This is a genomic window from Kocuria sp. NPDC057446 (assembly GCF_042802875.1).
Lineage (GTDB): Bacteria > Actinomycetota > Actinomycetes > Actinomycetales > Micrococcaceae > Kocuria.
Map to the genome: position 1 here is coordinate 1 of NZ_JBHVDI010000099.1, position 13577 is coordinate 13577.

The 13577-nt window shown below is 74.6% G+C and carries 13 protein-coding genes; 5 read left to right on the forward strand and 8 right to left on the reverse strand.

The window, feature by feature from the left end; all coding sequences use genetic code 11:
• The 4 genes from ACFU0Y_RS12235 to ACFU0Y_RS12250 all read right to left on the reverse strand — a co-directional run.
• The coding region (locus ACFU0Y_RS12235; protein WP_380214795.1) for an FtsW/RodA/SpoVE family cell cycle protein at positions 1–1548 on the reverse strand (1548 nt) is incomplete at its 3' end.
• A complete protein-coding gene (locus tag ACFU0Y_RS12240; protein ID WP_380214796.1) occupies positions 1545–3017 on the reverse strand; it encodes a PP2C family protein-serine/threonine phosphatase in 1473 nt (490 codons plus the stop codon). The genes ACFU0Y_RS12235 and ACFU0Y_RS12240, both read right to left, overlap by 4 nt.
• A gap of 3 nt (positions 3018–3020) precedes the next feature.
• Complete coding sequence (locus ACFU0Y_RS12245; protein ID WP_380214797.1) at positions 3021–3518, reverse strand: FHA domain-containing protein; 498 nt, start codon at positions 3516–3518, stop codon at positions 3021–3023.
• On the reverse strand, positions 3519–4289 hold the full coding sequence (locus tag ACFU0Y_RS12250; RefSeq protein ID WP_380214798.1) for an FhaA domain-containing protein: 771 nt from the start codon (positions 4287–4289) through the stop codon (positions 3519–3521).
• 172 nt (positions 4290–4461) lie between these two features.
• On the opposite strand from ACFU0Y_RS12250, the gene ACFU0Y_RS12255 reads away from it, so the two are divergent.
• The 3 genes from ACFU0Y_RS12255 to rraA are packed head-to-tail and all read left to right on the forward strand — an operon-like array spanning position 4462 to position 7261.
• The gene (locus tag ACFU0Y_RS12255) at positions 4462–5172 is read left to right on the forward strand and encodes a PepSY domain-containing protein (RefSeq protein ID WP_380214799.1); all 711 of its coding nucleotides are present in this window, start codon (positions 4462–4464) and stop codon (positions 5170–5172) included.
• A 4-nt stretch (positions 5173–5176) separates the two neighbouring features.
• Positions 5177–6739, forward strand: a complete 1563-nt coding sequence (locus tag ACFU0Y_RS12260) for an MDR family MFS transporter (protein WP_380214800.1) — start codon at positions 5177–5179, stop codon at positions 6737–6739.
• A 42-nt stretch (positions 6740–6781) separates the two neighbouring features.
• Complete coding sequence (rraA, locus tag ACFU0Y_RS12265; RefSeq protein ID WP_380214801.1) at positions 6782–7261, forward strand: ribonuclease E activity regulator RraA; 480 nt, start codon at positions 6782–6784, stop codon at positions 7259–7261.
• 32 nt (positions 7262–7293) lie between these two features.
• Here rraA and ACFU0Y_RS12270 read toward each other — a convergent pair whose 3' ends face one another.
• The 4 genes from ACFU0Y_RS12270 to ACFU0Y_RS12285 all read right to left on the reverse strand — a co-directional run bounded on the left by ACFU0Y_RS12270 (position 7294) and on the right by ACFU0Y_RS12285 (position 11914).
• Entirely contained in the window at positions 7294–8922 is a 1629-nt protein-coding gene (locus tag ACFU0Y_RS12270; protein WP_380214802.1) for an amidohydrolase, read from the reverse strand.
• Positions 8923–9002: 80 nt separating this feature from the next.
• A complete protein-coding gene (locus tag ACFU0Y_RS12275) occupies positions 9003–11039 on the reverse strand; it encodes an FAD-dependent oxidoreductase (protein WP_380214803.1) in 2037 nt (678 codons plus the stop codon).
• Between the two features lie 72 nt (positions 11040–11111).
• Positions 11112–11660, reverse strand: coding sequence for a hypothetical protein (locus tag ACFU0Y_RS12280; RefSeq protein WP_380214804.1), 549 nt, complete (start codon positions 11658–11660; stop codon positions 11112–11114).
• Between the two features lie 29 nt (positions 11661–11689).
• Complete coding sequence (locus ACFU0Y_RS12285) at positions 11690–11914, reverse strand: hypothetical protein (protein ID WP_380214805.1); 225 nt, start codon at positions 11912–11914, stop codon at positions 11690–11692.
• 245 nt (positions 11915–12159) lie between these two features.
• Between ACFU0Y_RS12285 and ACFU0Y_RS12290 the strand changes: the two genes are divergently transcribed.
• Positions 12160–12723, forward strand: coding sequence for a Dps family protein (locus ACFU0Y_RS12290; protein WP_380214806.1), 564 nt, complete (start codon positions 12160–12162; stop codon positions 12721–12723).
• A gap of 83 nt (positions 12724–12806) precedes the next feature.
• Positions 12807–13574 carry an endonuclease/exonuclease/phosphatase family protein gene (locus tag ACFU0Y_RS12295; RefSeq protein WP_380214807.1) on the forward strand — a complete coding sequence of 256 codons (768 nt, stop codon included), beginning with the start codon at positions 12807–12809 and terminating at the stop codon, positions 13572–13574.
• Positions 13575–13577 lie beyond the last annotated feature (3 nt).

The following is a 13577-nucleotide window of genomic DNA, read 5'->3' on the forward strand; positions in this document are numbered from 1 at the left end:
GGGCCGCCCCGCGGGCCGGCCCTCCCCCGGCGCCGGCGCCCCGTCCTGCTCGGTCCCGTCCGCGTCCTTGCCGGGGCGGCGGTCCCGGCGGCGCTCCAGGCGCTCGGCGCGCTCCTGCTCGTCGCGCCGGGCGGCCTCCCGCAGCGTGGCCTCGTAGGCGGCGACCTCGACGAGGTCCGCCTCGGTGGCCGGACCGGTGACCACGGGCCGGCGGGCCGTGTGGGAGATCGAGAGGATGATCGCCGCGATGATCCAGTTCGACAGCAGCGAGGAGCCGCCGGCGGACATGAACGGGGTGGTCAGCCCGGTCAGCGGGATCAGCCGGGTGACCCCGCCCACCACCACGAACAGCTGCAGGATGATGACCGCGGACAGCCCCGCCGCCAGCAGCTTGCCGAAGGAGTCCCGGGTGCCCAGCGCGGCCCGGAAGCCCCGGGTGACGAAGAGGAAGAACAGCACGAGCACGGCGCTCAGCCCGATCAGCCCGAGCTCCTCGCCGAACGCGGTCATGATCATGTCCGAGTTCGCGTAGGAGACGAGGTCCGGCCGGCCCTGCCCCAGCCCCTGCCCGAAGAGCCCGCCCGAGGAGAGCCCGAACAGGCCCTGGACGATCTGCCCCGAACCGCCCGGGGCCCGGTTGTACACCTCCGGGTCGAACGCGTTGAGCCAGGAGTCCAGCCGGGCGGCGACGTGGCCGAAGGTCCGGCTCGCGAAGAAGCCTCCGACGGCCACGAGCAGCAGCCCGATCACGATCCAGCTCAGCCGGCTCGTGGCGAGGTAGATCATGGCCACGAACAGGCCGAAGAACAGGATCGCGGAGCCGAGGTCCCGCTGGAAGACCAGCACGCCGATCGCGATGATCCACGCGGCGAACATGGGGGCCATGTCCCGGAACCGCGGCAGGCGCACCGGGCCGATCTTCTTGCCGGCCAGCAGGATGAGGTCCCGGTTGGTCGAGAGGTAGCCCGCGAAGAACACGGCCAGGGTGATCTTGGCGACCTCGCCGGGCTGGAAGGTGCGCCCGCCCACCGAGATCCAGATCCGGGCGCCGTTGAGCTCCAGGCCGAGGCCGGGCAGGAGGGGCAGGAGCAGCAGCAGACCGCTGAGCACCAGGCTGATGTAGGTGATCCGGCGCAGCACCCGATGGTCCTTGAGGAACCAGAGCACCAGGCCGGCGGCGGTCATGGCGAAGGCGGTCCAGACGACCTGCGAGCCCGCGGCCGTCTGGTCCGTGGTGAGGTCGATCCGGTGGATCATGGCGATGCCCAGGCCGTTGAGGGCCACCACGATCGGCAGGACGTAGGGGTCCGCGTACTTGGCCCGCAGCCGCAGCACCACGTGCAGGACCAGCGCGCCGACGCCCAGGACCAGCCCGGAGACGAGCAGGTGCGGGTCCCCGGAGCCCAGCTGGTCGGGGTCCACCAGGATGTTCGCGCCGACGCCGATGCCCACGGCGAGGACGAGCAGGAGCAGCTCCGTGAGCCGCCGCGGCTTCTGGCGGGGCTCCGTCTGCTCCTGCGGGGGGAGGGTGTCGGCGGGGGCGCTCATCGGTCACCCCCGGGCGAGGCGGTGGGAGCGGCGGGGGAGGCGGTGGCCCGCTGGACGGTGCCGGTCGGGCGCGGCTCGGGAGCCGTCTCCTCGGGCAGGGACTCGCGCAGCTCGCGGACGATCCGCTCCGCCTCCTCGAGGCTGCCCGCGGGGATGGCGTTGCGCACCCGGTCCTGCGCGAAGCCCGGGAGGTCGTCGACCCGCAGGTCCGTGGCGCGCTCCAGGTCGCTGAGGCTCACGGGTCCCAGCGACTGGGACACGCCGTTGTAGATCGCGACGTTGCCCTGCTGCTCGCCGACGTAGTACTGGGAGCTGATCCAGTTGCTCGTCAGCCATCCCCCGGCGACCAGCAGCAGCCCGGCCGTCACCAGCGCGAGCGCGGCCACGGCGCGCCGGTGGCGGCGCCGGCGCGGGGACGGGGCGGTGGCGTCGGCCCGGTGCAGCGCCGACTCGACGTCCCGCGGGTCGGCCAGGGTGTCGGGGGCGGAGGTCTGCAGGAGGGTCGCCCGGCGTTCGAGGACGCTGTCGCTCACGGTGGGGATGCGGCCGGTCTGGGTGGCGTTGGCGGCGGCGCCCACCAGCAGGTGGGGGCGGGCGGCGAGGTCGCGGCGCAGCGCGGCGGCCGAGGACTCGGCGGCGCCCCGGGCCCCGGCGTCCCCGGTGATCTCGTCCGAGGTGCGGGCGGACTCCGGGTCGGGGACCGCGCCCTGCGCCTCGCGGGTCTGCGGCACGGGGGCGGTGTCGTCGGTCTCGAAGACCTGCACGACCACCACGGTCACGTTGTCGGGGGCCCCACGGTCCAGGGTCAGCTCCACGAGCGTGTCCACGATCTGGTTCAGGTCGTCGGTGGAGCCGAGCACGGACTCGATGGTCTCCGGGCGGACCACGGCGTTGAGCCCGTCGGAGCACAGCAGCCAGCGCTCGCCGGTCTGCGGGCGGAAGGTCTCCACGTCGATCTCGGGCGAGGCGTCGACGTCCCCGAGCACGCGCATCAGGACGTTCTTGTGCGGATGGGACTCGGCCTCGTCCGGGCGCAGCCGTCCCTCGTCGATGAGCCGCTGGACGAACGTGTGGTCCCGGGTGATCTGGCGGAACTCGCCGTCGCGCAGCCGGTAGGCGCGGGAGTCCCCGATGTGGGCCACGACGAGCTCGTCCTGGTCGGCCAGCAGGGCCGTGACGGTGGTGCCCATGCCGCCCAGGCGGGCGTTGCCCAGGACCAGCCGGGCGAGGTTCTGGTTGGCGTTCTGGATCTCGTCCGTGAGCACGGTGGCGCCGTCGCCGTGGTGGTCGGGCCGGTCCAGTCCGGTGAGGTCCATGACCGCGGAGGCCGACGCGACGTCCCCGCCCACGTGCCCGCCCATGCCGTCGGCCACGACGGCGAGGTGGCGGCCCGCGTAGGCGGAGTCGTCGTTCTTCGAACGGACCCTGCCCACGTCGGACCGCGCGGCGTAGCGGAAGGCGATCGCCATGCGTCAGGACCTCAGTTCCAGGACGGTCTTGCCCACCCGGAACGGGGTCCCGGGCTCGAGCGGCACGGCCCGGGAGAGGCGCTGCTGGCCGACGAAGGTGCCGTTGGTGGAGCCGAGGTCCTCGAGGAACCAGCGGGAGCCCTGCGGGAACAGCCGGGCGTGGCGCCCCGAGGCGTAGTCGTCGCCGAGGGGCACGGTGGCCTCGGGGGAGCGGCCCAGCAGCACCGGGGCGTTGCCGAGGGGATAGCTGCGGCCCCGGAGGGGGCCGTCCAGGACCACGAGGGTCCGGGGGCGGGAGCGCTGGCCGGTGGTGGGCCCCGCGGCGGGCGGCACCGGCTCCTCCACGGGGTCCCGGCGCTGGGCGCGGGACCGGGTGAGCACCGCCGGGAGCTTCCCGCCGACCGCCAGGTCACGCCCCTGGCTGGCGACGATGCTGAAGATGAAGATCCAGAGCAGGGCCAGGAACCCGAAGCGGAGCAGGGTGACGGTGAGTTCGGACATTCAGCGGTTCCCCTTCGGGGTCAGGAGGCGGAACGTGATCCGGGTCCGACCCATGGTGATCACGGACCCGTTGACCAGCTCGGCGCGGCCGATCACCCGCTCCCCGTCCACGTAGGAACCGTTGGTCGAGCCGAGGTCCACGGCCACGAAGTGCTCGCCCTGCCGCCGGATCTCCAGGTGCTTGCGGGAGACTCCCGTGTCCTCCACGGTGATGTCCGCCTCGGCGGAGCGGCCCAGCACGATCGAGTCCGCGTTGATGGAGAACCGGGCGCCCTCGACGTCGAGCACCGGGATCCAGTGCTGGACGGGCACGGCCCGCGTCGGCTCGTCCTCCTCCTGGCGGTGGCCGCGGGCGATCCGCTGCCCGCTCGGCGTGGCGGGGGTGTTGGGGGACTCCGCCGTGCGCTGCGCCGAGGAGTGCACGCGGAACTCCCCGGCCTCGACCTCCGGGTTGCGGGTGAAGGAGACCTTCACCGCGCCCTGGAGCGTGTAGGCCTGGCTGCGGGCGTGCTTGATGACGACGTCGCACAGCTCCTCCGCGAGCGGCGTCCCCCAGTCCTGGGCGCGCGGGAAGTCCTCGTCCGAGAACTGCACCACGAAGACGTTGGGTGCCATGGTGCGGCCGGCGGAGATCGTGAACGCCTCGTGGTCGAGCTCCCGCCGCAGGGCGCTGGCGATCTCGACCGCCTCCACGCGCTTGCGCGAACCGGTGGAGAAGGTGGCACGGACGGCCTTCTCGATGTTCTTCTCGAGGCTCTCGAGGAATCCCATGCCGCCTCCTTCCTGGCGTCGATCTCGGTGCGCATGCACCCGGTCCCGGGTCAGGCGTTCTCCAGGATAGTGGACGCGACGCCTGTGCGCCCGACGGGGGGTGCGCGCCCGGCGGGTCCGCAGCACGGCCGCCTCCTTGCCAGGGGCCTCCCGGGGGAGAAGAATCCCGGGTATGAAGCACACTGACCGACGGCCCCTGTCCCTGGCGGCGCTCGCCCTCTCCGCCCTGCTCCTCGCCGGTTGCGGCGGGGACGGAGGCGGGGACGACGGCGGAGCCGCGTCCCCGACCGGGACCGCCGCGCCCGCGCAGGACACCGCGAGCCCGGACGACACCGCCAGCCCGGACGACACCGCGAGCCCGGACGGGACCGCCACCCCGGGCGACACCGCGAGCCCGGACGACGACGGGACCGGCACGGCCTCGCCCTCGGCGAGCCCGGGCGAGGACGCCACCGGCGGGTCCGGCGGCGACGCGGCCGTCGTGGCCGCCGCGATCACCGCGGCGGAGGACGCGGTGGGCGGCGACGCCCGGGCCTTCGAGCTCGGGCGGGAGGACAGCCCGGCCAGCTGGGAGATCACCGTCGCGGCCGACGACCGCGAGCACGAGATCTACGTCTCGCAGGACGGCGAGGACGTCATCAGCCAGGAGGAGGAGGGCGACCTCGACAGCGACGACCGCGAGAAGCTCGCCCAGGTCCAGGTGCCCCTCGAGGAGGCGCTGGCCACGGCGCTGGGGACGGTCAACGGCAGGATCGACGAGGCGCAGCTCGAGACGGAGGACGGCACCACCGTGTGGGAGATCGAGATCGACGAGCCGGACGGCAACTCGGTGGACGTGTTCGTCGACGTCGCGGACGGCTCCGTGCTGAGGATCGACCGCTGACCCGGTGGCCGCGGACCCCGGCCGCACGGAGCGCCGCCAGCTGCAGCTGACGTTCCTCGGCCTGCTCATGGCCGTGCTGCTGGCCGCCCTCGACCAGACGATCGTGGCCACGGCCCTGCCCTCGATCGTCGGGGACCTCGACGGGCTCGACCGGATCTCCTGGGTGGTCACGGCCTACGTGCTCGCCGCCACCGTGGGGCTGCCGGTCTACGGGAAACTGGGCGACCTGTACGGGCGCAAGCGGATCTTCCTGGTGGCCGTCGTGGTCTTCCTGCTCGGCTCCGTGCTCTCCGGCGCCGCCCAGGACATGACCCAGCTCATCGTCTTCCGCGCCCTCCAGGGGCTGGGCGGCGGGGGCCTGCTGATCGGGGCGCAGGCGATCATCGCGGACCTCGTGCCGGCCCGCGAGCGCGGCCGCTACATGGGCGTGATCGGGGCGGCCTTCGGCCTCGCCTCGGTGAGCGGACCGCTGGTCGGCGGGTTCCTCACCGACCTCGTGAGCTGGCGGTGGGTGTTCTACATCAACCTGCCCCTGGGGCTCGTGACGCTCCTGTTCATCCCCCGCTTCCTGCACCTGCCGCACGCGCCCCGGGGGCGCGTGCGGCTGGACGTGCTGGGGACGGCGCTGCTGGCGCTGGGGAGCGTGGCCTTCGTGCTCCTCACCACGTGGGCCGGCACGGCGCACGCGTGGTCGAGCCCGCGGATCGTGGGCCTCGGCGGGGCGGTGCTGCTGCTCGGCGTCCTGTTCGTGCTGGTGGAGCGCCGTGCCCCCGAGCCCATCATCCCGCTGCACCTGTTCCGGGTGCGCAACTTCGTGGTGCCCACCGCGGCGGCCGTCGGCATGGGCGTGATCATGTTCGCCACGATCACCTACCTGCCCACCTACCTGCAGATGGTCGACGGTGCCTCGGCCACCGGGGCCGGTCTGATGATGATCCCCGTGACGGCCGGGATGCTCGTGGGGACCATCGGCACCGGCCGCCGCATCGCGCGGACGGGGCGCTACCGGCACTGGCCGGTGCTGGGCTCCGCCGTGATGGCCGCCGGGCTCGTGCTGCTCTCGCTGCTCGACGAGACCACCCCCTACGCCCTGACCGCCGCGGGGATGGCCGTCACCGGTCTCGGCATCGGCTGCCTCATGCAGAACCTCATCCTGATCGTGCAGAACGCGGTGCCGCCGGGGGAGGTCGGCGCCGCGACGTCGTCGTCGAACTTCTTCCGCCAGACCGGGGCGTCGTTCGGGATCGCCGTGTTCGGCTCCGTCTTCGTCGCCCGGCTCGACGACGCGCTCGCGGACCGCGCCGTGCCCTCCCTCGACGTCAACGCCCTGAGCCCCCAGGTGCTCGCGGGCCTGCCCGCCCCGGCGCAGGAGGCGGTCGCGCAGGCCTTCGCCCAGTCGCTGCCGCCGATCTTCCTGTGGGGCCTGCCCGTGGCGGCGGCGTGCCTCGTGCTGTCCCTGCTCATCGAGGAGATCCCGCTCGGCACCACCGTGCCCGCCGCGCGGAGGGACGCGCATCGACCTCCCGCGGAGCCCGCCGCGGCGGGGCGCGGCGGTGCCGGTGACTAGGCTGGCTCCCGGAACCGCCACCGGATGCCCCAGGAGCAGCTCATGACCGATCCGCGCCCGTTCACCACCGCCGACCTCTACGACGAGCGCGGGGAGCAGCTGATGTCCTGCCCGCGCCAGTTCCTCGACCTGGGCGGATCGGCCGCGTTCACCGGCCCGGTGCGCACGGTCCGCTGCTTCCAGGACAACGGCCTCGTGAAGGCCGTGCTCAACTCCCCGGGGGAGGGCGCGGTCCTCGTCGTGGACGGGCACGGCTCCATGGGCACCGCGCTCATGGGGGACATGATCGCGGAGGCCGCGGTGCGCAACGGGTGGGCCGGGGTCATCATCAACGGGCCCGTGCGGGACCGGGTCGCCCTGGCCGGGCTGCCGCTCGGGGTCAAGGCCCTGGGCTCCAATCCGCGCAAGTCCGCCAAGGACGGCGTCGGGGAGCAGGACGTGCCCGTGGTGATCGAGGGCGTGACCTTCCGCCCGGGCCGGACCGTGTGGGCCGACGAGGACGGGATCCTCGTCGAGGGCTGACCGCCCGGCCTGCGCGGTGCCTCGTGCCCCGCTCAGCCGGCGCGGTGGGTGAGCCGGCCGCCGCGGTAGGTCGCGAGGACGCCGATGTGCTCCACCGACCCGCCCCGCCGGTGCACCTCGAGGGGGTTCTCCGCCAGCACCACCAGGTCCGCGAGCTTGCCCGGGGCCAGCGAGCCGATCCGGTCGGACATCCCCAGGGCCTTCGCCGCCTCGGAGGTGTAGGCGGCGAGGGCCTCCAGCACGTCGAGCCGCTCCCCGGCGGGGCCGAACCGCCGCCCGTCGCCGTCGAGCCGGTCGGTCCAGGCCTGCACCGAGCGCAGCACGTCGCCGTCGGCGACCGGGCGGTCGGAGCTGCCCGCGATCCGCACCCCGGCCTCCAGGAAACTGCGGCCCCGGTAGGTCCAGTCCGTGCGCTCGGGGCCCAGGAGCCGGCGGAACTGGGCGGCCATCGGGCGCAGGAAGCCGATCTGCGGGGTCACCACGATCCCCGCGGCCGCGAGCCGCGGCAGCTGGTCGGGGCGGGTGATGCTGGCGTGCTCGATCCGGTTGGGCAGCCGGTGCCGCCCGTGCTCGTCCTGGCACCGGGTGATCACGTCGATCGCGAAGTCGATGGCGCGGTCCCCGATCGCGTGGGCGGCCACCGACCAGCCCGCCCGGTAGGCCGCGTGGATCGCCTCCGCCATCTGCTCCGGGTTCTCCTGGAAGTAGCCCGTGGAGTGGCCGCCGCAGAAGGCCTCGGTCACCGCGGCCGTCTCCCCGAGCAGCGAGCCGTCCACGAAGACCTTGACCGGCCCGAGGTGCAGCTCGTCGTCGCCGAAGCCCGAGCGCAGCCCCAGGTCGAGCCCGCGCTCGGAGCCGTCCCCGAGCCCGTCGATCCCGTGCAGGACGTCCAGCACGGGCATCACCTGCGCCCGGGCGTGCAGGACCCCGGCGTCCCTGGCCTGCTGGTAGGCCTGCAGCTCGGACGGGTTGTGCCCGATCCACCCGGCGCCCACCCCGGCCTCGGCGAACGTGGTGATGCCCTCGGCGGCGTATCGGGCGGTGGCGCGCTCGAGCGCCGCCACGATCCTGTCCACCGGGTACGGGCGGAACAGCTCCTGCACCACGGCCTGCGCGGTCTCCTCGACCAGGCCCGTGGCCCGGCCGGAGCCGTCCCGCACCACCCGTCCGCCCACCGGGTCCGGGGTCCCCGGGGTGTGGATCCCCGCCCGGCGCAGCGCCTCGGAGTTCACCACCGCGGCGTGGCCGGAGGTGTGCCGGACGAACAGGGGCGTGCGGCCGGTGATCCGGTCGAGCACGCCGATGTCGGGCAGCGACCCGCCCACCGTGGCGGGGTAGAAGCCGGTGGCCATGAGCCACTCCTCGTCCGGTGGCTTCGCGGCCATGCCGCGCTCCAGCGCCGCGTACAGCTCGTCGAGGGACGTGCAGCCGGCGAGGTCCACCTCCGCGAGGCCGAGCCCGAACCAGGTGGTGTGGCAGTGCGCGTCCACGAACCCGGGCAGCACCGTGGCCCCGCCGAGGTCCACGGTCTCGGCGGCCGGCACGTCCGGGTCGTCGAGGACCACGATCCGGCCGCCGTGCACGCCGAGGCTCGAGGCCACCGGGCGGGCCGGCTCCATGGTCAGGACCGTGGCGTTGACGAGCAGGAGGTCGAGCTGCATGGGGATCCTTTCCGCGGGGCTGACCCCATCGTGGCACCCGGCCGAGGGGGAGTGCGCGGGGCGCAGGGTGGACGGGCGGGTCAGCCCAGGGCGGCGACGAGTTCCGTGGCCTGGCGGATCGCCCGCTTGGCGTCCAGCTCGGCCGCCACGTCCGCCCCGCCGATGAGGTGCACCGGGACGGCGCCCGTGCGGTGCCCGGCTCCTTGCAGCGCGTCGTACAGGGCCCGCAGCGGTTCCTGGCCCGTGCACAGCACCACGGTGTCCACGGGCAGCACCTGCTCGACCGGCTCCGTGCCGCCGGGCTCCGGCGCGGTGAGGTGCAGTCCGTCGTCGTCGATCCGCCGGTACGTCACGCCGCTGAGGGTGCGGACGCCGCCGGCCCGGAGCGAGGCCCGGTGGATCCAGCCGGTCGTGCGGCCCAGGCCGGCCCCGAGCTTGCCGGGGGAGCGCTGGAGCAGCGTCACCTCGCGCGCGGGGCGCCCGGGCCGGGGGGCGGTCAGTCCGCCCCGGGCGGTCAGCGTCGTGTCGACGCCCCACGCGCGGTAGAAGTCCGTCTCCGGGGAGTGCACGAGGAACCCGGCGACGTCGAAGCCGATGCCCCCGGCGCCGAGGACGGCGACCCGGCGCCCCACGGGCGCACCGTGCTGCAGGACGTCCCGGTAGCCGACGACCGACGGGTGGTCCACCCCCTCGACCGCGGGCACGCGCGGTTCCACGCCCGTGGCGAGCACGAGCCGGTCGAAGCCGCACAGGTGCTCGGGGGCGGCTGTCGTCCCGAGCCGCACGTCCACGCCCAGCTCCGCGAGCCGCACACCGTAGTAGCGCAGCGTCTCCGCGTACTCCTCCTTGCCGGGGATGCGCAGGGCCATCAGGAACTGCCCGCCGATCCGGTCCTCCGCCTCGAAGAGGGTCACGGTGTGCCCCGCCTCCGCGGCGCCGACGGCGAAGGCCAGCCCTGCCGGGCCCGCCCCCACCACGCCGATCCGCTCCGCCCGGCGGGTGGGGCCCAGGCGCAGCAGCGTCTCGTGCCCGGCCCGGGGGTTGACCAGGCAGGACGCCGTCCGGCCGGCGAAGGTGTGGTCCAGGCACGCCTGGTTGCACGCGATGCACGTGTTGATGGTGTCGGCCCGGCCGCGCGCGGCCTTGGCCACGAACTCCGGGTCCGCGAGCAGGGGCCGGGCCAGGGACACCATGTCGGCGTCGCCGTCGGCCAGGATCCGCTCCGCGGTCTCCGGGGTGCTGATCCGGTTGACCGCGATCAGCGGGATCCCGACCTCGCCCTTGAGCCGGCGCGTCACCCACGAGAAGCCGCCGCGGGGGACGACCGTGGCGATCGTGGGGATGCGGGCCTCGTGCCAGCCGATGCCGGTGTTGAGCAGGGTGGCCCCGGCGGCCTCCACCGCCCGGGCCAGCGCCACGACCTCCTCGAGCGTGGAGCCGCCCGGGACCAGGTCCAGCATGGAGAGCCGGTAGATCAGCACGAAGTCCGGGCCGGTGCGCTCGCGGACGCGGCGGACGACCTCCACGGGCAGGCGCATCCGGTTCTCCCAGGACCCGCCCCACCGGTCGGTGCGGTGGTTGGTCTCGGCGGCGACGAACTCGTTGATGAGGTAGCCCTCCGAGCCCATGATCTCCACGCCGTCGTAGCCGGCCTCGCGGGCGAGCGCGGCGGTGCGGGCGAAGTCCTCGACGGTCCCCTCGACCTCCTCCGCGGAGAGCTCGTGCGGCACCACGGGGCTGATGGGGGCGCGCAGCGGGCTCGGGGCCACGGCGTCGGGGTTCATGGCGTAGCGGCCGGCGTGCAGGATCTGCAGGGCGATCCGGCCGCCCTCGGCGTGCACGGCGTCCGTGACCGTGCGGTGCCGGGCCACCTCCTCCGGGGTGCGGAGCACGGCGGCGCCGGCGTGCGTCGCGCCCTCGGGGCTCGGCCCGATGCCGCCCGTGACGATGAGTCCCACCCCGCCGCGGACCCGTTCCGCGTAGAACTCCGCGAGGCGCTCGAACCCTCCCGGCAGCTCCTCGAGCCCGGTGTGCATCGATCCCATGAGGACCCGGTTGGGCAGGGTGGTGAAACCCAGGTCCAGGGGCGCGAGCAGGCGCGGATAGGGCACGGTCATGTGATACTCCTCGTCTCAGGTACTCGGGTCACCGTAGGCGAGGAGTGAGCCGCATCACAAGCGGGCGCGGGATCAGAGCGCGGCCAGCAGCTCCTTCCACGTCGAGCGCCACCGCGCCACGTCGTCGGCTGAGGCCAGCCCCGTGTGCGCGAGAGCCACCGTGACGCGGCCGCCGGCCTTGTCGCCGATGGTGGCGGAGACCCTGCTCCCGTCGGCGAGACGCACCCGCCAGTAGCGCCACTTCGCGGTGGCCGCGGTGCTGGGCGGCTGCCGGAACGGGACGCCGCCGACCTCGGTGCGGCCCGCCAGGAGGGACGACCACCGGGCGAGCGCCTCGTCCGGGGTGCCGGTCACCGTACGGCTCGCGCTCGCCCCGAAGCTGCCGTCCCCGGCCTGCCCCGGCCGGCGGGCCCCCGTGTGCTGCTCCCAGGCCACCGCGACGGACTGGCCCCACCACGCGGGGTTCTCGACGACGCCCTCGAGCTGCTCGGCCACGCGGCGGGCGACCTCGGCGTGGCTCATCGTCCGGGCGCCGAGCTCGTCGAGCCGGGCCGTCCAGGTCTCCCACGGGATGCCGGTGGCCCGCGCGATCCCGGCGGTGCTGGTGCTGCGGGTGCTCATGGGGCCCAGGGCGGCGGCGTCGCGCCGGATCAGTCCCCGGCCGTGGGGCCGGGGCCGCCCGCGCCCGGCCCGAAGTCCGGATCGGCGGGGTCGGCGGCGTCCCCCGCGCTCGGCACGCGCTGGCCGGCATTGGTCAGGCCCAGCGGGTCCGGGGCGGTCTCGAGGTCGCGCGCCGGGGTGTCGGGGACGCCGACGTCGTCGGCCAGGTGCGGGTCGTCGGGGAGCTGGTCGCCGGAGGCGGGGGTCGTGTCCATGAGCCCCAGCCAATCAGCGGCTCCCCGTCCTGGCAAGGGCCCGGGCGGGCGTTCGGTGGTGGGTGCGGCCACCGGCCGGGCGGCGGACGGGCACCGCCCGGGATATCGCGGACAGCGAATGGACAGGGTGCTGACAGTGGGTGGGGGCCGTGCCATAGTGGGGGCAGAGGCCCGCCCTGCGGGCCGTCCGCAGTTGCCGAGTCAGGCCGCCGCCCCGCGGCGGCCGGAAGCATGGAGACGAACACATGGCCACCCCGAACCAGCGCACCGCCCCCTACACCGTGCCCGGCCTCTCCACCGAGAACGGCCACGAGGTCGCCCAGACGCTCCAGCAGCGCCTGCACGCCCTCAACGACCTCCAGCTGACGCTCAAGCACGCCCACTGGAACGTGGTGGGCCCCAACTTCATCTCCGTCCACGAGATGCTCGACCCGCAGATCGAGCTCGTGCGCGGCTTCGTCGACGAGCTCGCCGAGCGCATGGCGACCATGGGCGTGGGCCCGTCGGGCCTGCCCGGTGACCTCGTCCGGGCCCGCACCTGGGACGACTACTCGGTCCACCGCGCCACCGGCGTGGAGCACCTCGCCGCCCTCGACATCGTCTACAACGGCGTGATCGAGGACCACCGCGACGCGGTCCGGAAGGTCGGGGAGCTCGACCCCGTCACCGAGGACATGCTCATCGGTCAGGTCAAGGAGCTCGAGCTCTTCCAGTGGTTCATGCGCGCCCACCTGGAGAACAGCGGCGGCGACCTCCAGCACGGCGGCGCCCGCACGGAGCAGGGCGCGGCGGAGTCCGCAGTCCAGTAGCCCGTCCCGCGACCGTGGCACCCCACGACCGCCCCGGCCCCGCCGACCCCCGTGGTCCGCGGGGCCGGGGCGTGTTCACGGCCATGACCTTCAACATCCGACGGCCCCTGGGAACGTACCGCCGGAGCGCACCGGACGCGTGGTTCACCCGGGCCCCCGCGGTGCAGGCGGTGCTCCGGACCCACCGGCCGGAGCTGGCCGCCCTCCAGGAGGTCCTCCCGGAGCAGCTGCACCACGTCCGGCAGGCCCTGGGGCCGGACCACGTCCTCCTGGGCGGGGGACGGGACGCCGACGGCGGCGGCGAGCGGTGCCTGCTGGCCGTGGACACCACCCGGTTCCGGGTCGAGCGCTGGCAGCAGCGGTGGCTGTCCGCGCGGCCGGAGGTCCCGGGGTCGAAGTGGCCGGGGGACCTCTTCCCCCGCACCCTGGTGCTGGCCGAGCTCACGGACCGGCGCACGGGAGTGGCCTGGTGGGTGGGTGCCACCCACCTCGACCCGTGGCCGGAGCGGGCCCGGCTGCGCCAGCTGGCCGCGCTGCAGCGCCTCCTCCTCGGCCGGGTCGGTCCCCTGCTCCTGCTCGGGGACATGAACGCGGCCGCGGGCCGGTCCCGCACCTGGGACGCCGCGATCGCCGGCGGGCTGCGGGACACCCTGCCCGCGGACGCCGCCGGGACCTTCCACCGCTACCGGGAGCCCGGGGCCAGGACGCCGCGCCTGGACTGGATCCTCTGCGGCGGCGGGGTCCGCGTGCTCGACTCCCGCGTGCTGGCCGAGCGACCGCTCGGCGTGTGGGCCTCGGACCACTTCCCGGTGCTGGCCGAGATCGAGCACGACGGCGGCCCCGCGGCCTGAGCG